This is a genomic window from Streptomyces sp. NPDC058880 (assembly GCF_042742535.1).
GTDB lineage: Bacteria > Actinomycetota > Actinomycetes > Streptomycetales > Streptomycetaceae > Streptomyces.
Map to the genome: position 1 here is coordinate 66100 of NZ_JBHYMC010000024.1, position 19799 is coordinate 85898.

Here is a 19799-nt window from a genome sequence, read left to right on the forward strand (position 1 = left end):
AGAGGACGGTGAACCCCTTGGAATTCGGGCTCTTCGTGCAGGGATACGTGCCTGAGGCGCGGTCCAAGGTCGACCCCGAGGCGGAGCACAAGGCGCTGGTCGAGGAGACCGAGTACGTCATCCAGGCCGACAAGTCCGGCTTCAAGTACGCCTGGGCCTCCGAGCACCACTTCCTGGAGGAGTACTCGCACCTGTCGGCGAACGAGGTGTTCCTCGGCTACCTCGCGCACGCCACCGAACGCATCCACCTCGGCTCCGGCATCTTCAACCCGCTCGCCCCGGTGAACCACCCGGTCAAGGTGGCCGAGAAGGTCACCATGCTCGACCACCTCTCCCGGGGCCGCTTCGAGTTCGGCACCGGCCGTGGCGCGGGCAGCCACGAGATCCTCGGCTTCCTGCCCGGTATCGAGGACATGGACGCCACCAAGGAGATCTGGGAGGAGACCATCGCGGAGTTCCCCAAGATGTTCCTCCAGGAGGAGTACGAGGGGTTCCAGGGCAAGCACTGGTCGCTGCCGCCGCGCAAGGTCTTCCCCAAGCCGTACGGCAAGGCCCACCCGGCCATGTGGTACGCCGCCGGGTCGCCCTCCTCCTACGCGATGGCGGCCAGGAAGGGCCTCGGCGTGCTGGGCTTCAGCGTGCAGAAGGTCTCCGACATGGAATGGGTCCTCGACCAGTACAAGACGGCCATCAGGGAGGCGAAGGCGATCGGCGCCTTCGTCAACGACAACGTGATGGTCACCTCCACCGCGATCTGCGCCGAGACCCACGACAAGGCCGTGGAGATCGCCGTCAACGCCACCATGAACCGCTTCCAGTCGCTGGTCTTCCGCTACCACGACACCTTCCCGCGGCCCGAGGCGATCCCCCAGTGGCCCGAGACCCTGCCGGAGTACAACGCGGAGATCATCGAGCTCCTGATTGCCGAGGAGCTCCTCATCTGCGGCGATCCGTCGGAGGTCAGGGCCCAGTGCGAGCGCTGGGAGCAGGCGGGCGCGGACCAGCTCTCCTTCGGCCTGCCGACCGGCGTCTCCTACGAGGACACGATGACCACGATCAAGCTGATCGGCGAGCACGTGATCCCGCACATCGACACCGACCCGGTCCACCGTACGACCCGCTTCCGGCAGTCCGCCTGACCCCTGCGGGGCGCACCAACGGGGACGGCGTCTTCCCGGACCGCCGTCCCGCACCGGGCCCCGGCCGGGCGGCCACCCGCCGGGGCCGTCCCCGGCCCTGCCGGCGTTCGACGCGCGGGCACCGGGGCTCCGGCAGGCCGACCGCACCGCGAACACCGGCAGAAGGGACGTCATGCTCGACCACCTGATCAAGGGCGCGACCGTCGTGGACGGCACCGGCGCCCCCGCCCGCGTCGCCGACCTCGGCATACGCGACGGCCGCATCGCCGTCATCGCCGCGCCCGGCACCGTCACCGAAGGGGCCCGCACCAGCGAGGACGCCACCGGCCTCGTCCTGACCCCCGGCTTCGTCGACCCGCACACGCACTACGACGCCCAGCTCTTCTGGGACCCCTACGCCACGCCCTCCATGAACCACGGCGTCACCACCGTCGCCGGTGGGAACTGCGGCTTCACCCTGGCCCCGCTCAACCCGGCCCGCCCCGAGGACGCCGACTACACCCGCCGCATGATGAGCAAGGTCGAGGGCATGGCCCTCAAGGCCCTTGAAGAGGGCGTCGACTGGACCTGGTCCACCTTCGGCGAATACCTCGACGCCCTGGAGGGCCGGATCGCCGTGAACGCCGGGTTCATGGTCGGGCACTGCGCCCTGCGCCGCCACGTCATGGGCGAGGACGCCGTCGGCGGACAGCCCACCCCCGAGCAGATGCGGCAGATGCTCGACCTCTTCCACGACGCCATGAACGCCGGGGCCTGGGGCCTGTCCACCACCCAGTCCGCCACCCACTCCGACGGCGCGGGCGCGCCCGTCGCCTCCCGCCACGCCCGGCCCGCCGAACTCCTCGCCCTCTCCCGCGCCGTCGCCGAACACGAGGGCACCCAGCTCGAAGCGATCGTCGCCGGCTGCCTCGACCAGTTCTCCGACGAGGAGATCGACCTCTTCGTCGACATGAGCGCCGCCGCCGGACGGCCCCTGAACTGGAACGTCCTCACCATCGACGCCGCCGTCCCCGAACGGGTTCCGCGCCAGCTGATCCCCAGTGAGCGGGCCCGCAAGGCCGGCGGCCGCATCGTCGCGCTCACCATGCCGATCCTCACCCCCATGAACATGTCGCTCGGCACTTTCTGCGCACTGAACCTCATCCCCGGCTGGGGCGAGGTCCTCGGCCTGCCCGTCCCCGAACGGATCGCCCGACTCCGCGACCCCGCCGTACGCGCCGAGATGCTGCGCCGCGCCGACAGCAAGGAGGCCGGCGTCTTCCGCCGCCTCGCCGACTTCGGCCGCTATGTCATCGGCGACACCTACAGCAAGGAGAACGAGGACCTCTCCGGGCGGGTCGTGAACGACATCGCGGCCGAACGCGGCCAGGACCCCTTCCAGTGCCTGGTGGAGATCTGCGCCAACGACGACCTGCGCACCGTGCTCTGGCCGATGCCCACCGACAACGACCCGGCGAGCTGGGCCCTGCGCGCCGAGACCTGGCAGCACGAGGACGTCCTGCTCGGCGGCTCCGATGCCGGAGCCCACCTGGACCGGATGTGCGGCGCCCCGTACACGACCCGCTTCCTCGGCGACTGCCTGCGCGGCCGCAAGCTCGTGCCGCTGGAGGAGGCGGTACGGATGCTCACGGACGACCCGGCCCGGCTGTTCGGGCTGCGCGAGCGCGGCCGGCTCACCGAGGGCTACCACGCCGACCTGGTCCTCTTCGACCCCGAACGGATCGACGCGGGCCCGGCCACCCTCGTCCATGACCTGCCCGGCGACAGCCCCCGCCTCGACGCCCGGGCCGTCGGCATCGTCTCGGTGCGGGTCAACGGCGTGGAGACCGTCCGCGACGACGAGGTGACCGGGGCGGTCCCCGGCATCGTGCTCCGGTCGGGCCGGGACACGAGGACGGTGAGCACCCGATGACCGCTCAACCCCTTTACATCGGCGGCGAGTGGGTGGAGCCGGCCGGCGGGCACTACGAGGTGGTCAACCCGGCCGACGCGTCGGTGGTCGGGCTCGCCCCCGAGGCCTCGCGCGCACAGGTCGCCGACGCGGCCCGCGCCGCAGCCGAGGCCTTCGACAGCTGGTCGCGCACGACACCGCAGGCCCGGGCGGCGATCCTCGACCGCGCGGCCGACATCATGCAGCGGGAGTTCGAGCCGTGGACGGCCCTCGCGCAGGCGGAGACCGGCGCGCCGACCGGGATCGCACGCGGCATGCAGGTCGGCGTCGGCGTCGCCCGCTTCCGCAGGTACGCCAAGGGCGCCCTGGAGCCCGTCGAGAAGGGGCTGCCGCCCCAGGTCACCGAGGCCGGCCCGATGGGGCGGGCGGGCATCCTGGGCGCGCTGGAGGTCCGCCAGCCGGTCGGCGTGGTCACCTGCATCACCTCCTACAACAACCCGTGGGCGAACCCGGCAGGCAAGGTGGCGCCCGCCCTCGCCATGGGCAACACGGTCGTCGTCAAACCGGCCCCGCAGGACCCGCTGTCCGTCTTCCGGATGGCGCAGGCGCTGCACGAGGCCGGGGTCCCGGCGGGCGTCGTCAACGTCGTGTCCGGGCAGTCGGTGGAGGTCGGCGAGGCCGCCGTGGACTCCCCGCACGTGGACATGGTGTCCTTCACCGGCTCCACCGGCGTCGGACAGCGCATCGCGGAGGTCTGCGGCCGCACGATGAAGCGGCAGCTGATGGAACTCGGCGGCAAGGGCGCGGCCGTCGTCATGGACGACGCCGACCTGGACGCGGCGGTGAGGGGCATCGGCACCACCTTCTCCTTCTACTCCGGCCAGATCTGCACCGCCCCGACCCGGGTCATCGTCCACCGGTCGGTGTACGGGCAGCTCATCGAGAAGCTCACCGGATACCTGTCCTTCATGAAGGTCGGCGACCCGGCGGCGGCCGGGACGGTGGTCGGCCCGGTGATCTCGGCGGCGCACCGCGACCGGGTGGAGTCGTACGTCGAGCTGGGGAAGAAGGAGGGGGCGCGGATCGCGTACGGCGGCGAGCGTCCGGTGGTCGGGGACGGGAAGGGCTTCTACGTGGCCCCGACCCTGCTCGTGGACTGCACGAACGACATGCGGGTGGTCCGCGAGGAGATCTTCGGCCCGGTCGTCGTGGTCGTCCCCTTCGACGGCGATGAGGACGAAGCGGTCCGACTGGCCAACGACAGCGACTTCGGCCTGCTCAGCTACGTGTGGTCCGGTGACGCGGCGCGCGCCTTCCGCATTGCGCGGCGGCTGCGCGCGGGCGGGGTCGGCGTGAACACCATCGGCCGCAACATGGAGGCCCCGTTCGGCGGCTTCAAGCGCAGCGGGGTCGGCCGGGACGTCGGCTCGTACGCCCTGCACGCCTACAGCGAGATCCAGTCGATCGTCTGGACGACGTAGCCCGCGGGCCGGATCCGGCCGGGGGCAGGTGGCCCCAGCCGGGCACCGTGCTGCTACGGGTCCTGATCGTCCCCGTCGGCCCACGTGGAGCCGAGGGCCGCAGCGAGTTCGCTGCTGCCCCTCTGGAGCCGGGCGAAGTCCTTCGGGTCGGACCGCTCGATCCGTTGCAGTGCCGCGGCCGCCCGCTCCTCCGGCGGGCTGCCGTCATTGGGCAGCCGCCAGTCGAAGTACAGCCGCAGCGGCCGCCCCTTCACGTCGACGCCGCGCCAGCCGCCCCACACCGCCTCGTCGCCGTCCCGGCGAACCGTCACGTACAGGGCGCCACAGCAGCCCTCCGTGCAGTACGCCTGGGCGAGCCGCACCTCCCGCGGCTGCGGTCCGGCACGCAGGCCGAAGTGGTCGACCAGATACTCCGGGACCTGCCCGTCCGGCTCGATGCCGTGGCGGAACAGGGCGTAGTCGTGGAGGGAGGTCGTCCGGGAGGTGAGCGCCGGGCGCTCTGCGCGGGCGCTCACCGGGCGGGGTGGGACTCGATTCCGTGGGTCATGCCCCGCAGCATGCCGCAGTGATCATCCGGCGTCCAGCGAGAAGGCCGCCTCGCCGCGCACACGGCCGTTGACCTGGAGCTGCACCAGGTGCTCACCGGAGTGGTAGCGGCGGGTGGTGATCGGCTTGAAGGAGTGCCGCTTGGTGCCGGCCAGGGTTGCGCCGGGGGCCAGCGGGCGGGTGACGAGCTTGAACACCTTGGGGGTGCGGGTGCCGTTCGCCTTGGTGTGGTGCACGACGTAGTCGATCACCAGCTCGGCCGGGAGCTCGCCGGTGTTCGTGACCGCGTAGTCGAAGACGAGGTACTCCCCGACGGCGACCCGCGGGGTGGTCACCACCGGCCCGTGCACGGTGACCGGTACGTCCGGGGCGTGGCCGAGGAGGGTCAGCGCCTCGGGCCGGCCGGCCTTGATCAGGGTGCGCAGGCCGTGCCGTACGACGCGGTCCGTCGTGGCGGCGGGCTCGGCCAGCCAGCGGGCCGCCGTCTCGACGGCGAGGGCGGGGTGGTCCCGGCCGATGTCGTTGAGGTGGTTGGAGACGGACCGGCGGACGTACTCGGACGCGTCGCGGTGGAGGGCGTCCAGTACCGGCAGGGCCGGGCGGGGGTCGGCGACGAACGCGGGCAGCTGCGGGGCCCACGGGAGCCGGGGCCGGGTGCCCTCGCTGGCGAGGCGCCGTACGTGCGGATCCGGGTCCCCGGTCCACGTCCGTACGACGGCCAGCGCGCGGTCGGGGTCGGCGCGCAGGAAGGGCCGCACCGCGGATTCGGCGGTCAGCCGGGAGGTGAGGTCGTGCAGCAGCTCCAGACCGGGCTCGAACACCTCCAGCCCGCGGACGGCCACCGCCTCGTTGACGGGGAAGGTCATCCACCCCTCGAAGGCGGGCTCGGCGAGGGCCGTGCGCACGACGGCCTCGAAGCCGGGCCAGTCTTCGGGGAGGTCGGCGAGGACCGCGTCGCGGACCGCGGCGACCCGGCCGCTGTACGACAGCCCGTCGAGCGCGGTGGCGCAGGCGGTCAGGGCGGGCGCGGACCCGGCGGCGCCGGCCCGCGCCAGCAGGCCGGCCAGGGTGGTGACGGTGTCCGCGCTGAGGAGCTCATCGGCCGTGGGCATGGGGACAGTCTCGCGGATCGCGCGCCCGGCCGAGGACTCCCCGACGGCTCGTCCGGGGCGGCCCGCCCCGGACGAGCCGGGCCGGTGAGCAGGCCCACGGCAAACCGGTCCGCATCCCGCGTTACCGCTGGGCACCGCAAAGTCACGAGGGAAACTTTGGAAAAGTGCAAATCGGACATGCCTGCGGTTTCCGCATCATGAAAGACCCCAGGTCGGACCTGTTGAATTACGGGGAGATGCTGGAGTGAACCTTGCATTAAGCGATCGCAAATCGTCCCGAACTCAAGATTCCAAGGCGTCGAAGACTCTTTACATCCGGACTTCGATCATCCACATGTGGAAAACGCACCATCTAACGTCCTGACTCATGACTCAGCTGGACGTTCGGCCTCAGGCCGGAGACACGGTAAGCGGCGTGGCCGGGGGCGTACGCGGCAAGGGACTCGGCGGCAATTCCGTCGGGCTCGTGGGCAACGCCGTCATCGGCGTATCGACGGTCGCCCCCGTCTACTGCCTGACGGCCACCCTCGGTCCCACGGTCAGCGAGGTCGGCGTCCAGATGCCGGCCGTCTTCCTGGCCGGATTCATCCCCATGCTGCTGGTGGCCTTCGCCTACCGCGCCCTGAACAAAGCGGTCCCCGACTGCGGCACCTCCTTCACCTGGTCGGTGAAGGCCTTCGGCCCCCGCGTCGGCTGGATGTGCGGCTGGGGCCTGCTGGTCGCCACGGTCGTCGTGCTCTCCAACCTCGCCGGCGTGGCCACCAACTTCTTCTACCTCCTCGTGGGCGAACTGAGCGGCAGCGCCGACCTCGCCGCGCTGGACGACAACAAGTTCGTCCACATCCTCACCACCCTGGTCTTCATCGCGATCGCCACCGCGATCAGCTACCGCGGCATCACCGCCACCAAGTGGGTCCAGTACATCCTGGTCGGCCTCCAGCTCACGGTGCTGGCGCTGTTCGCCTACCTGGCCATCACCAAGTCCGACGAGGTCGCGGGCTCGCTCGCCTTCTCGTGGTCCTGGATGAACCCCTTCGCCGTCGAGTCGCTCGCCGCCTTCACGGCCGGCCTCTCCCTCTCGATCTTCATCTACTGGGGCTGGGACGCCTGTCTGTCCGTCAACGAGGAGAGCGTCGGCAGCGCCAAGACGCCCGGCCGCGCGGCGATGCTCGCCATGGTCGTCATCGTCTCCTCGTACCTGGTCGTCGCCATCGCCGCCCAGATGTACGCCGGTGTCGGCACCGAGGGCAACGGCCTCGGCAACGAGCAGACCGCGGACAACGTCTTCGCCACCCTCGCCGAGCCGATCATGGGCTCCGGTCTCGGGGTGTTGCTCTTCGTCGCGGTCCTGGCCTCCGCCGCCGCGAGCCTGCAGACCACCTTCATCCCGGTGGCGCGCACGGTCCTGTCGATGAGCACCTACGAAGCCCTGCCGACCTCCTTCGCCAAGGTCCACCCCCGCTTCAAGACCCCGGGCCGCGCCACCGTCATGGCGGGCATCGCCACCGGCGTCTTCTACACGGTGATGACGCTGGTCAGCGAGAACGTACTGATCGACACGATCTACGCCCTCGGCCTCATGATCTGCTTCTACTACTCGATCACGGCCTTCGCCTGCGTCTGGTTCTTCCGCGCGGACCTGCGCTCCTCGGCCCGCGACCTCCTCGTGAAGGGCATCCTGCCGGGCATCGGCGGCCTCATGCTCGCCGCGGTCTTCTTCCAGACGATGTACGACATGTGGGACCCGGCCTACGGCTCCGGCTCCTCGCTCTTCGGCGTGGGCAGCGTCTTCGTCATCGGAGTGGGCCTGCTCCTCCTGGGCGTGGTCGTCATGCTGATCACCCAGCGCCGCAGCCCGGCCTTCTTCCGCGGCGAGGTCCTGACGAAGTCCACCCCGGCCCTGGTGGTCGAGGACTGACCCCCGCGCCGAACGCACCCGCCGAGTCATCCCCGCGGCCCCGGATCGATTCCCCCGATCCGGGGCCGCCGGCGTTCCCGGCGTTCGCGGCGTTCGCGGCGTTCCCGGCGGCCGGTGCGGCCGGTGCGGCCGAACGGCAGGGGGCGGTGGACCGGCAGGAGCCACTCCAAAGGGGCGGGCCAGGTGGTGACTCCGGGGTGGCGGGGTCGTTGGGCCGGTCATGACTGCCATGAAGCGCACCCTTGCCGCCCTGGTCCTGTCCGGCGGAGCCGCCCTCGCGCTGGTTCCCGGCGCCGCGCACGCCGCCGACGAGCCCTCCGGGGCGGCGCCGCTCGTCGGCCGTGTCGTCGACCTCGCCGATCACCCCGCGCAGACCGTCCAGGACGCCAAGACGGCGGTCGGTGTGACCAAGGGCGCGGTCGGCTCCGCCTCGAAGGCGACCGACAGCTCCCTCGCGGGCGCCGGCACGGCCCTCGACGCCGGGCTGCCGAAGGCCCCGAAGGCCGGCTGAGCCCGGCCCGCGGCCCCGCAGGCGGCGCCGGCCCGATTCAGGCCAGGGGCGAATATCGGCCACATAGGTGCTGAGCTGGGTAAATGCGTTTTCCGGGGCGGGTGGTACGACCTAAGATCGATTCCGCTGACGGCCCCGGACCAGCCGCGCATGCCGCTGCTCGGGGGGAGCGACAGGCTTCGTCGCCGGTCCCGCAGGGCCGCTCAGCCCTTTCCGTCCTACCTACGCTTTCTGCGTGCTCTGCGTGCTCTGCGTGATCGAGAGCGGCCCGTCCGCCTGCGATCAGGCGGACGGGCCGGGGACGTTCTCCGGCCGGTGCCGCTCATGGTGCCGTTGCCGCCGCTGCCCGCGTTGCCCGGGCACGGCCCGGGCTCCTCTCAGGGGCGCCAGCGCGGGGCGTCGTAGCCCGGGTTCGAGGGCTCGGGGAAGTGGAACGGCACGCCGAGGTGGTCGGCCAGGGTGCGGCCCGCCTCGGCGGCGGCCTCGGCCCGGTCGCGGTCCCGGCGGCTGTGGACGGTGGCCAGGTGGCGCTCCCCGGCGGGGTCGTCGGTGATCGCCAGGAGTTTCACGAACCAGTCGTGGACGGTGTCCCCGTCCCAGACCGCCTCGATCGCCGCAACCCGCCCCGGCAGGCCGCTCGTCAGGGCGGACAGGGACTCCAGGTCCAGCGGACTCTCGGGGGTGCGGGCGATCCGGTCGCCGTGGAGGACGTACCGCTCGTGGACCAGCAGCTGGGCCTCGTGCAGACCGACGCCGCGGGCGCGTCCGGCGTCCCACACGAGCTTCACGGCCTGCATCAGGCGGTCCTGGAGGACGTAACCGTCGACCTGGGCGCGGATTCCCGCCGGGAGCGACTCCCAGTGATGCGCGTCCCGCGCCTGCGTGCCCGGCATGTCCGTCCGCTCCCCTCGACAGGTGTCCGGCCGTCAGGATCCCCGGCGGAAGGGCCCGCCGTCGACTGGATTTCACCCCCGACGGGCCGGACGGAATGGCTCCGCAAGCAGCGGGAGTTGCACGGCGCATGACGACCGACATACGTGACGACGCCGAGCGATCGTTCCTCTTCGTCCTCGGCAGCTCCCGCCCGGACGGCAACACCGAGATCCTCGCCCGGGCAGCGGCCGAACAACTGCCCACCGGCATCCCGCAGCGCTGGGTGGACCTCGCGAAGGACCCGCTGCCCGACTTCCAGGACGGCCGGCACGAGGACGGGACCTGGCCCGTGAGCGAGCAGGAGGAGGAACTGCGCCGGGCCACGCTGGAGGCCACCGACATCGTGATCGCCTCGCCGCTGTACTGGTACGCGGTCTCCGCCGGCACCAAGCGCTACCTCGACTACTGGTCCGGCTGGCTGGGAGTACCCGGCATGGACTTCAAGAAGCGGATGGGCGGCCGCACGCTGTGGGGCGTCACGGCGATGGCCGAGGAGAACGAGGCCACCGCGGGCGGGCTGATCACCAGCCTCAACAACACGGCCGCCTACATGGGGATGCGCTTCGGCGGGGTCCTGCTCGGCAACGGCTCCCGGCCCGGCCAGGTGCGCGCCGACGAGCGCGCGCTGACCCGCGCCAAGACCTTCTTCGCGCGCGAGGCCCCGCTCGCCCGGTTCCCCGCGGAGGAGGAGACCGGGGAGCGGTAGCCGCGCCGCCGCTCAGCCGGTGGCGGTGACGCCGCCCAGGAACGCGGTCCAGACGCCGGGGGTGACGGCCAGCTCGGGGCCGGCCGTCACCTTCGAGTCCCGGACGTGCACGGCATCGGGGCAGGCGGCGACCTCGACGCAGTCGTCGCCCTGGCTACCGCTGTACGTGGACTTGTGCCAGGAGAGGGCGACCTCGACGCAGCTGTCGCCCTCGCTTCCGCTGTAGCTGCTCTTGAACCATCGCAAGTCGGAGCTGTTCACAGGGAACCTCGCATTCGCATCAACAGGCCCGTGCTGTCCGCCGGATTGAGGGCCTGGATGCGAAGTTTGGCATACCGCTGGTGGAGCACGCTGATGGCTTTCGGGTCGGTGATGACCTGGCCGGTCTTCTGTCCTTCGCTGTAGCCCAGCCACTCGTGTTCATCGGTTTCCAGGAGTTGGAAGGGGCCGTCGGTGCCCGCGTGCACCGGCTGGACCAGCGGCATGATCTGGACGTCCACGTTGGGCAGGTCCCCGCACTCCAGGAGCCGGTCGACCAGCTCCCGCGTGACCTGCGGCCCGCCCGTCCGCCGCTCGATCAGCGCCTGCTCGATGACGAAGCTGAAGAGGGCGTACGGGGTGCGGTGGAGCAGCTTCTGCCGTTCCAGCCGCACCGCGACACGGGCCTCCGCCTCCTCCGGGGTGGCCAGCGGCGGGACGTTGTCGATGAGGGCGCGGGCGTACGACTCCGGCTGGAGGAGCCCCGGCACGGACCGGCACTCGTACGTATTGAGGATGACGGCGCCCTCCTCCAGCTCCGCCCACCGCCGGAACCAGGTCGCCAGCCCCCGCCGCCGCGTCAGCTGCTTCGCGGCGATGTCGATGACGCCGAAGGTGTCCAGGACCGCCTCGGTCTTGGACACGAACTTCTGCGACGGGTGGCGGCGGCCCTGCTCCACCGAGCCGACGTACTGCACCGAGTACCCGATCAGCGGGGCCAGCTGCTCCTGGGTCAGGCCGGCGCGTTTGCGGGAGGCCTTGACCGTCTCGCCGAAGCTGCGCAGGTTGTCGTCCGGCTCGACCTCGCCGTCGCCGTTGTCGTCGGCACGCACCATGGCGGTCACCTCCCCGATCCCCGACAGCAGACTCACGCACCGTGACCGCGCCTGTCCAGCGAGCGGGCTCGTACAGTTGGTTTGTACGAGCCCGAGTGGTGTTGAACGAGCCTGGTCGGGCGGGATGTTGGCGCCATGACCGCACCCTCCGGCCGCGCCCGGACCCTCGTACGCGTGTTCACTCAGCGTTTCGCCAGTACCCGCCGCGGGGCCCGGCTGGCCCGACAGCTGGCCCTCGTCGAGCTTCATGCCTGGGGCTTCCCCGAATCCACCGCGTTCTCCGCCGACGCCGGGCTCCTCGTGGCCGAGCTCGCCGCCAACGCCGTCCGGCACGGGCGGGTCCCGGGGCGGGACTTCGAGCTGAAGCTGACGCTCCTGGAGGAACTCCTGCGCATCGAGGTCTCCGACGCCCGCCGCGACCGCCGCCCGGTGCTGCGGCCGCACGCCTACGAGGCGGAGGCCGGCTACGGCCTGCGCCTCGTGGACGCCGTCGCCGCCGACTGGGGCGTCACGGACCGCGTCATCGGCAAGACGGTCTGGGCCGAGCTGCCGCGCCGCCGGACGGCCCACCCACCGGGCACGGGTACTCCGGTGCGCCGCCTGTAAACCGGCGGGTAAGCTCCGCATGCCCGTGCGGCCGTGATCGTCACAGGCCCGGGCTCACCGGAACTGGGGGGTTCATGAGATTCCTGCCCATGGGCAGAAGAGCGCAGATCAGACGTGCCAGAGGACGCGGCCTCGCCTCGGGGGCCCTGCTGCTGACGCTGCTGGCCTCGCTCACGGGCCAGGCCGGTACCGCGCTCGCGGTGTCGGCCGAGCCTCCTGCTGCCGCTTCGCTCCGGGAGGAGGCCGGGGCGGGTGCGCCGTCGGCCGCCCCGACAGGCCCGCAGGCGGCACCGAAGAAGGACCCCGCGGCGGAGCGCGAGGCGCAGCGCCAGGCAGAGGTGCGGGCTCTGCAACAGAGCGAGGTGACAGACGTCTGCCCTGCGGAGCTGGCTCCGCGCGCGGTCGTCAACTGCATGATCAAGGGCGGCCAGACCGCATCCTTCGCGCTCACCCTGCCGCAGCAGAAGGACATGGTCCGCTACCGGGCCGTCACGTCCAGGACGTTCGTGGTAACCAAGCTGATCGCGCCGGACGGCACCACGGTGAGCTGCCGACTGATCGAGAGCAGGTACCACTGCCCCACGAACGGTGCGGGGACGTACTCGCTGCAGATCGCGAACAACTACCCCGGGGCTGACGACAGCGACCTGTCCATCTCGTACCTCGCTCTGCTCTCCGCCACGTGCGAGAGCGTGAGCGCCGCCGACAGCAGGCTCGGCGCCCCGAGGGTCATACAGGGGCAGGTGCCGGTCGGCTCGACGGACTGCTACGCCCTGTCCCTTGCAGCGGACGACATGCTGCGCGCCACCGTCCACGAGGGCTATGCCGTCACCACGGACATCTACGACGGTGACGGCAACAAGCTCTGCGTCCCCCCGAACTATTCCTACCTCGACTGCAGGCTCACGGGCGCCGCACCCTTCCGGGTCGTCACCAGCGGTTCGGAGTATCCCTACAAGCTCACCTTCGCACGGCTCTCCAAGCCGGAAGGGTGTCCCGTGGTGGAGCCGCAGGTGTTCGGCACCTCGCCCGACCTGAGCTCCACCGTGCCGTGCAGGCTCATGCGGGCCACGCACTCCGCCCGGTACACCTTCGGCCCCGTCGTCACCGCGTCGTACTACGCGCCTCAGGGACATCTGCTCTCGTCGGACGCGACGTCAAGGCACGACGAATGCTGGCGCGGAACCTGTGACCTGACCGCCGGCGACTACACGTGGGTGAACTACACCCAGGTGCTGGACAGCTCGCCGTACGGCATGGCGTTCCACTCGGCCAAGGAGACCCGCGGCTGCACCACGACCCACGACAACGGACTGGCCACCGGTCCCGTCAACGCCGTCTTCGCTGCACCCGGACAGCGACTGTGCCTGACCCTGCCGACCGCAAGCGGAAACGGCGTCTACCTGCTCAACCCTGCGCCCCTGAACGGACTCCACGTCGTGGTCAACGACGCGTCGGGCAAAGAGCAGTGCGAACTGAACGGCCCTCTCGGTGCCACGTCTGTCACCTGCAAGCTGACCGGCACCGCCCCCTTCAGGGCGGTGCTCAGCGGAACGCCGGGCACGTACGGGCTGACCAGCCACCGGACCGGCGACCACACCGGCTGCGCTGCATGGCCCCGCACCGGCTTCGACGGCTCTGCGGGGGCTCAGATTACGGGGGTAAAGCACGCTTGCCTGAGCATTCCGGCCGACCAGCACTCCACCGCTGAGCTGGTCGACCGCGTTGACGCGGACGGTCGAGGGGGCCTGGTCCAGCTGTTCGACCCGTCGGGTACTGCTGCGTGCACCGGAGTCGTACCCGTCAGCTGCCGACTCGCTCCCGGGGTGTCCTACACGGCGCTGGTGGAGAGCGCCGGAATGTACTCCGTCAAGTTGGCACGGCGGGACGTTTCCCCCGCGGCGACGTGCACGGCCACGGTGTCCACCAAGGTGGGCGGTCCGTCCCTTCCCGTCGTGCTCGGCGCGCCTCTGGACGCCCGCTGCCTGCGTATCGGCGGTGCCGCGACCGACAAGTTCTGGCTGGGCGACCGCATGGCCGGGTGGTACCTGAAGAACATCACCGCCACCTGGCTCACGGTCCTCGACGCGGACGGCAACCTGCTCTGCCAGCAGGCGAACAGCCTCCCGTGCAAGGTGACGGGCTCGACCGCCTACACGGCCGTGCTGTCGGCCCGCCTGTACGCCGACCAGCCCGTCAGCAGCGCCATGGACATATGGAAGGTGGGCACGGCCGCCGGCTGGGCGCCCGAGTGCATGGCCAACTCGGTCTCCGTCGACGGTTTCGCCTTGCGAGGCGGAGTGCTCTCGGAGACGTCGACCGCGCACTGCGCCGTGGTCGACATGAATCCCGGGGAGTCTTTCTACGTCACCGGTTTCACGACCAACGCCGACAAGAACACGCCCGCTCCTGCGCTGAGCCTGCACGACGGCCGCGAGTGGAGTACCGCAGATCCCCAGTACGGCTGTAGGCAGCAGTGGGACCAGTTCAGCGCCTACTGCAAGGCGGACCAGGAGGCCGAGCCTGCGCAGGGCCTCCTGATGCTGAGCGCCGGCAGGACCCCGACGCCGGCCGTCTACGGCATGCGCGGGGCATGTGGCCAGTGTTACGTGCCGGAAATCGAGGCCCCGGCCTCGATCAGCCCCGACACCAGTGCGGCGAACACCCAGACGCGGGCCGTCGTCCGAGGTACCTCGCTCACTCTGAAGACCCGCATGAAGCTGGCGCGTGAGGGAAGCGGTCAGCAGGCGCTCCTGACCCCGCTCGCCGTCAACGCGGACGGCACCGAGCTAACCGTCCAGGTGGACACCAGGGGCCTGGAGCCGGCCGCGTACGATCTGGTTCTCGACGGCGTCGGCTACACGGCCGGGGTGCCCTCGCGTGGATACCTGCCGAAGGCCTACACCGTCACCGAGCCCGTCCCGGCCCCCGCCCCGAAGGGCAGCCGGTTCGTGCCGCACGGCCCGGCACGGTTCCTGGACACCCGTGACGGCACGGGTGCGGCGAAGCGGCGGGTCGGTCCGGGCGGGGTCGTCACCCTGCAGGTCGCGGGCGTGAAGGGCGTTCCGGCCACCGGGGTCACGGCGGTCGTCATGAACGTGACCGCCGTCCAGCCGACCGAGGCCGGTCACGTGATGGTCTACCCGAACGGGCAGGCCGTCCCCAAGGTGTCGAACCTGAACTTCACGCCCGGGCAGATCGTCCCCAATCTGGTGACGGTGCCGGTGGTCAACGGCAAGGTCGACCTGCGCAACAACGCCGGTTCGGTGGACCTGATCGCCGACGTGACGGGCTACTACACCGACCAGGCCGGGGCCGGCTCCGCGCTGAACCCGATCACGCCGGCACGGTTCCTGGACACCCGTGACGGCACGGGTGCGACCAAGCGGCGGGTCGGTCCGGGCGGGGTCGTCACCCTGCAGGTCGCGGGCGTGAAGGGCGTTCCGGCCACCGGGGTCACGGCGGTCGTCATGAACGTGACCGCCGTCCAGCCGACCGAGGCCGGTCACGTCACCGTCTACCCCAATGGGCAGGCGGCCCCGGGCGTGTCCAACCTCAACTTCACGCCCGGGCAGATCGTCCCCAACCTGGTGACGGTGCCGGTGGTGAACGGCAAGGTCGACCTGCGGAACAACTCGGGCTCGGTGGACCTCATCGCCGACGTCACCGGCTACTACGCTGCCGAGGGGTCGGTGTTCTCCGCGGCGGGCCCGGTCCGCCTCCTCGACACCCGTGACGGCACCGGCGCCCGCGCCGGGGCGGTCGGTCCGGGCGGTTCGGTGAGCCTCCAGGTCGCAGGGGCCGCGGGAGTGCCCGCGCAAGGAGTGACCGCCGTCGTCCTGAACGTCACGGTCACCAACCCCACCGAGGCCAGCCACCTGATCGTCCACCCCCACGGGGCCGCACGGCCGGGCGTCTCGAACCTCAACTACACCGCCGGGCGGACCGTCGCCAACCTGGTGGTCGTGCCCGTCGTGGACGGGCGGGTGACGTTCTTCAACAACTCCGGCTCCACCGACGTGATCGCCGACCTGAACGGCTACTTCACGTCCTGAGGATCCGGCAGCGCTGAACCGGGGCCCGTCCGATCGCACGATCGGGCGGGCCCCGCTGCTGTCCGCGGGGACCGGGCGGGGCGGGGCGGGGCGGGGAGGTCAGAGGTACTGGGCGAACCCGTCCAGGGCGCGCAGGGTCTCCGGCTCGGGGGCCGAGGGGAGCTGGAGGACGACCTCCTCGATGCCGAGGTCGGCGTAGTGGGCGAGCTTGCCCGCACTGGGGTGGACGGCGTACGGGACCACCTGGAGGGACTTCGGGTCACGGCCGGCGGTCTCCCACACCTGGCGCAGCACCGGCAGGGACTCGGTCAGGCCGCCGCCGCCGATCGGCAGCCAGCCGTCGGCGTGGTCGGCGATCGCGGCGAAGAGCTTCGGGCCGACCGCTCCGCCGATCAGGGTGCGGGGCCCGTGCAGGGCCGAGCCGGGGCCTAGTTCGCGCGGGGCCTGGACCGGCTTCGGGTGGGCGCTGCTGGCCCGGACGGAGCAGTACTGGCCCACGTACGCGGTCGGCTCGGGCGCCCACAGGGCGCGCATCAGGGCCATCCGGTCGCGGACCAGGTCGCGGCGGGTGCGCCACTCGACGCCGTGGTCGGCGGCCTCCTCGACGTTCCAGCCGTAGCCGATGCCCAGGGTGAAACGGCCGCCGGAGAGGTGGTCGAGGGTCGCGACCTGTTTCGCCAGGCCGATGCCGTCGTGCTGTGCCACCAGGGTGATGCCGGTGCCCAGGTGCAGCCGCTGGGTGACCGCGGCGGCCTGGCCGAGGGCGATGAAGGGGTCGAGGGTGCGCCCGTACATCTCGGGGAGTTCGCCGCCCATCGGGGCGGGGGTCTCGCGGGAGACCGGGATGTGGGTGTGCTCGGGGAGGTAGAGGCCCGAGAAGCCGCGTTCCTCCAGGCTGCGGGCGAGACGGGCGGGGGAGACGGTGCGGTCGGTGAGGAAGACGGTCGTGGCGATCCGCATGGGTGCTGGCACCTCCGGCAGCCGGGACGTGGGAACGCCACGGTACGGGCTGCCGACCCGCTTGTTGAGGGTGCGTCAGGTCGCGAAGGCCCGTGTCAGCCGCGGACGGCCCGTGTCAGCCGCGGGGGTAGCGGGCCAGCCAGCCGGGGGAGGAGGCGGAGGGGCCGTGGAGGGCCGGGCCCTGGGTCATCTCCAGGGCGAAGTCGTCACACAGCTCCAGGAGGGTGGCACGGCCCTCCAGCTCCGCGAGCCAGGCGGGAGGCAGGGCGGTCTCTCCGTGGAGCGCGCCGAGCAGCGCCCCGCACAGGGTGCCGGAGGCAACGGAGTCGCCGCCGTGGTTGACGGCGAGGCGCAGGCCGTGGGCGACATCCTCGGCGACCAGGGCGCAGTAGACGGCGACGGCGAGGGCGTCCGCGGCGTCGGGTACGGCGTCGGGCGCGGCCAAGCCGGGGGACAGCGCTTCGACGGCGTCGGGGCCGGGCGCGCCCTGGGTGACGGCCGCCGTGGCGCGTTGGAGGGCGTCGGTGACGGGCTGATGTCCGGGGCGGGCTCCCAACAGGCCCAGGGTGCGCTGGATGGCGGCGTCGAGGGAGTCGCCGCGGATGAGGCCGTGGACGAGGACGGCGAGGGCGCCCGCGGCGAGGTGGGCGGTGGGATGGCCGTGGCTCTGGGCGGCGCACTCGACGGCGAGCTGGAGGACGAGGCCGGGTTCCCAGCCGACCAGCAGCCCGAAGGGGGCCGAGCGGACGGCGGCGGCCGGGCCGCGGGCGGCCGGGTTCTTGGGCTGGTCGAAGGGGGCGAGGACGTCGTCTCCGAAGCCGGTCAGGCAGTCGCGGTCGGGGTCGCGGCGGGCGTAGAGCCACTCTTCCTGCGCGAGCCAGCCGTTGTCCTCGCGGCGCTCGTCGGGGCCCCAGTCGTGCTGGGTCGCCGCCCAGCGGCGGTACGCGCGGTGCACGTCGGTGGGCGGGTGCCAGGTGCCGGTGTCCCGGCGGACGTGGGCCCGGATCAGGCCGTCCACGGTGAAGAGGGTGAGCTGGGTGGCGGCGGTCACCCGGCCGCGCCGGCCGTGGGCGACGGCGGGAGCGGTCAGGCCGTCCGGTCCGTGGGCGGTGCGGACGGCGTCGAGGGACAGGCCGGCGAGGGGCGCGCCGAAGGCATCGCCGAGGGCCGCGCCGAGGAGGGTGCCGCGGATGCGGCTGCGGAAGTCCTGCTGCTCGATCCGCCCCCAGAGCCCGGTGGCGATCCCCCGCCCGAGCGTCCGCTCGGCCCCTCCCACGCCGCCCCGTGCCGGGCCGCCGGCCGGGTCGGCGGTGCCGTGCGGGGCGACCGTGCCGCGGCCGCCCGCGGGATCCGGGGCGGGCTTCTCCGCGTCCGGGCCAGGGGTGTTCGTACCGCTCGACGGGGTGTCCGGGCCGGGGAGGGGGGTGCCGGGCGGTGGCGCCTGGTGGGCGTTCTGCCGCCGCTCGCCGTCCGTACCGACCACGTCGTCCACCCCCGGCACCGCGCCCCCCCGCTGACCTGTAATCGCCGCCCCTGCGAAATCCGCACTGTAGTGGACAGGTTCGATCGAAACCGGAAGTGGTACGCCGAGAGGTCCATAAGTGAGCAGAGATCGGCCGGAACACGAACAGTTCCAGCCGCCGAACGACCGGTGGCACGTTTTGCCACTTGCCTTCGGTGCGGCCGGTTCCGGCCACGCCGCGTTCATCCGACGTTCTCCACGGCCGCCGAGCCTCGACGCCATGAAGAAGGCTCTCCTCGCCGCGACCGTCGTCGCGTCCGCGCTCACCGCGGCCCTGATCACCGCCCCCGCCGCCCACGCCGGCAACCGCTCGGCCATCCCCTTCACCGAGGCCACCGTCACCGCCGGAGCCGACGGCTCCTTCACGCTGGACTGGAAGGCCCCAGGCACCAGGCGGGTCGAGATCAAGGCGAACGGCAAGGTCGTCGCCAGGGGCGGCGCCCAGGGCCGGGCCGTGGTCACGGGCCTGCCCGCCGCCGACCGCCAGTGGTTCGACTTCACACCGCAGCACGGCCACGGCCTGCGCCTCGCCGACCGCCTGATCCAGCTCGACGGCACCGCCAACTTCCGTGACGCCGGCGGCTACCGCACCAGCACCGGGCAGTGGGTGAAGATGGGCGAGGTCTACCGCTCCGACGCCCTCGGCGGGCTCACCGCGAACGACCTCGCCAAGCTCCGGCGCCTGCACATCAGGACCGTCTTCGACCTGCGCACGCAGGACGAGCGCAGCAAGGACGCCGACAAGGTCCCCGCGGGCGCCTCCTACGTCGTCGCCGACGTCTTCGCGGGCTCCGACTCCTTCCGGACCATGCCCCGCACCCCCGACGAGGCCGTCCGGGCCATGGTCGACGCCGAACGGGCGATGGTGTCCGGCGAGGGCGGCACGAAGGCGTACACGCGCGTCTTCGAAGGCATCGAGCACGATCGCGCCCGCGCCCGCTCCGTCCTCTTCCACTGCACCGCCGGTAAGGACCGCACCGGCTGGGCGGGCGCCGCCCTGCTGACCGCCCTCGGTGTGCCCCGCCAGACCGTCGAGGCCGACTACCTGGCCAGCAACGACTACCGCAAAGCCGCCAACGAGGCGATCCTCTCGCACCTGCCCGCCGACCAGGCCGCCGTCTACAAGCCGCTGCTGGACGTGCGGCCCGAGTACCTAAACGCCGGCTACGACGAGGTCGAGGCCGCCTACGGCTCCTTCGACCGCTACCTCAAGGACGGACTCGGCATCGACGCCCGCGAGCTGAAGCAGCTCCGCAAGGACCTGCTCGTCGGCTGACCGTCCGGCGGGGAGGAGAGCCCGCTTCTGCCGAACCCCCTCCCCGCCC

General features: G+C 71.8%; 16 protein-coding genes. 9 read left to right on the forward strand and 7 right to left on the reverse strand.

Annotated features, from left to right (window positions below; all coding sequences use genetic code 11):
* Window positions 1–17: 17 nt before the first annotated feature.
* From ACFW2G_RS16510 to ACFW2G_RS16520, 3 genes are all read left to right on the forward strand, one after another.
* A complete protein-coding gene (locus tag ACFW2G_RS16510; RefSeq protein WP_037924948.1) occupies window positions 18–1139 on the forward strand; it encodes an LLM class flavin-dependent oxidoreductase in 1122 nt (373 codons plus the stop codon).
* 172 nt (window positions 1140–1311) lie between these two features.
* Entirely contained in the window at window positions 1312–3051 is a 1740-nt protein-coding gene (locus ACFW2G_RS16515; protein ID WP_384584765.1) for an amidohydrolase family protein, read from the forward strand.
* The gene (locus ACFW2G_RS16520; RefSeq protein WP_037924953.1) at window positions 3048–4511 is read left to right on the forward strand and encodes an aldehyde dehydrogenase family protein; all 1464 of its coding nucleotides are present in this window, start codon (window positions 3048–3050) and stop codon (window positions 4509–4511) included. The genes ACFW2G_RS16515 and ACFW2G_RS16520 overlap by 4 nt, the downstream gene beginning before the upstream one ends.
* A gap of 53 nt (window positions 4512–4564) precedes the next feature.
* On the opposite strand, the gene ACFW2G_RS16525 is transcribed toward ACFW2G_RS16520, so the two are convergent.
* Window positions 4565–5026, reverse strand: a complete 462-nt coding sequence (locus ACFW2G_RS16525; RefSeq protein WP_384584768.1) for a hypothetical protein — start codon at window positions 5024–5026, stop codon at window positions 4565–4567.
* A 54-nt stretch (window positions 5027–5080) separates the two neighbouring features.
* Window positions 5081–6169 carry a DNA alkylation repair protein gene (locus ACFW2G_RS16530; RefSeq protein WP_384584771.1) on the reverse strand — a complete coding sequence of 363 codons (1089 nt, stop codon included), beginning with the start codon at window positions 6167–6169 and terminating at the stop codon, window positions 5081–5083.
* A 367-nt stretch (window positions 6170–6536) separates the two neighbouring features.
* Here ACFW2G_RS16530 and ACFW2G_RS16535 point away from each other — a divergent pair, with 367 nt between their 5' ends.
* Both ACFW2G_RS16535 and ACFW2G_RS16540 read left to right on the forward strand, forming a co-directional pair.
* Window positions 6537–8087, forward strand: coding sequence for an APC family permease (locus ACFW2G_RS16535; RefSeq protein ID WP_037924959.1), 1551 nt, complete (start codon window positions 6537–6539; stop codon window positions 8085–8087).
* A 229-nt stretch (window positions 8088–8316) separates the two neighbouring features.
* Complete coding sequence (locus ACFW2G_RS16540; protein ID WP_236647736.1) at window positions 8317–8598, forward strand: hypothetical protein; 282 nt, start codon at window positions 8317–8319, stop codon at window positions 8596–8598.
* 377 nt (window positions 8599–8975) lie between these two features.
* Here ACFW2G_RS16540 and ACFW2G_RS16545 read toward each other — a convergent pair whose 3' ends face one another.
* The gene (locus tag ACFW2G_RS16545) at window positions 8976–9491 is read right to left on the reverse strand and encodes a hypothetical protein (protein ID WP_384453180.1); all 516 of its coding nucleotides are present in this window, start codon (window positions 9489–9491) and stop codon (window positions 8976–8978) included.
* A 128-nt stretch (window positions 9492–9619) separates the two neighbouring features.
* On the opposite strand from ACFW2G_RS16545, the gene ACFW2G_RS16550 reads away from it, so the two are divergent.
* Window positions 9620–10237 carry a flavodoxin family protein gene (locus ACFW2G_RS16550; protein WP_384453178.1) on the forward strand — a complete coding sequence of 206 codons (618 nt, stop codon included), beginning with the start codon at window positions 9620–9622 and terminating at the stop codon, window positions 10235–10237.
* 12 nt (window positions 10238–10249) lie between these two features.
* Here the strand turns inward: ACFW2G_RS16550 and ACFW2G_RS16555 are convergent, their stop codons facing one another.
* The gene (locus tag ACFW2G_RS16555) at window positions 10250–10498 is read right to left on the reverse strand and encodes a DUF397 domain-containing protein (protein ID WP_384584774.1); all 249 of its coding nucleotides are present in this window, start codon (window positions 10496–10498) and stop codon (window positions 10250–10252) included.
* Window positions 10495–11331, reverse strand: coding sequence for a Scr1 family TA system antitoxin-like transcriptional regulator (locus ACFW2G_RS16560; RefSeq protein ID WP_384584777.1), 837 nt, complete (start codon window positions 11329–11331; stop codon window positions 10495–10497). The genes ACFW2G_RS16555 and ACFW2G_RS16560 overlap by 4 nt, the downstream gene beginning before the upstream one ends.
* 135 nt (window positions 11332–11466) lie before the next feature.
* On the opposite strand from ACFW2G_RS16560, the gene ACFW2G_RS16565 reads away from it, so the two are divergent.
* Complete coding sequence (locus tag ACFW2G_RS16565; protein WP_384584780.1) at window positions 11467–11937, forward strand: ATP-binding protein; 471 nt, start codon at window positions 11467–11469, stop codon at window positions 11935–11937.
* Window positions 11938–12026: 89 nt separating this feature from the next.
* On the forward strand, window positions 12027–15992 hold the full coding sequence (locus tag ACFW2G_RS16570; RefSeq protein WP_384680952.1) for a hypothetical protein: 3966 nt from the start codon (window positions 12027–12029) through the stop codon (window positions 15990–15992).
* A gap of 99 nt (window positions 15993–16091) precedes the next feature.
* Here ACFW2G_RS16570 and ACFW2G_RS16575 read toward each other — a convergent pair whose 3' ends face one another.
* Window positions 16092–16952, reverse strand: a complete 861-nt coding sequence (locus ACFW2G_RS16575) for a TIGR03619 family F420-dependent LLM class oxidoreductase (protein ID WP_384584786.1) — start codon at window positions 16950–16952, stop codon at window positions 16092–16094.
* Between the two features lie 115 nt (window positions 16953–17067).
* Entirely contained in the window at window positions 17068–18195 is a 1128-nt protein-coding gene (locus tag ACFW2G_RS16580; protein ID WP_384453213.1) for an ADP-ribosylglycohydrolase family protein, read from the reverse strand.
* Window positions 18196–18694: 499 nt separating this feature from the next.
* On the opposite strand from ACFW2G_RS16580, the gene ACFW2G_RS16585 reads away from it, so the two are divergent.
* Entirely contained in the window at window positions 18695–19750 is a 1056-nt protein-coding gene (locus ACFW2G_RS16585; RefSeq protein ID WP_384453163.1) for a tyrosine-protein phosphatase, read from the forward strand.
* Window positions 19751–19799: the final 49 nt, after the last annotated feature.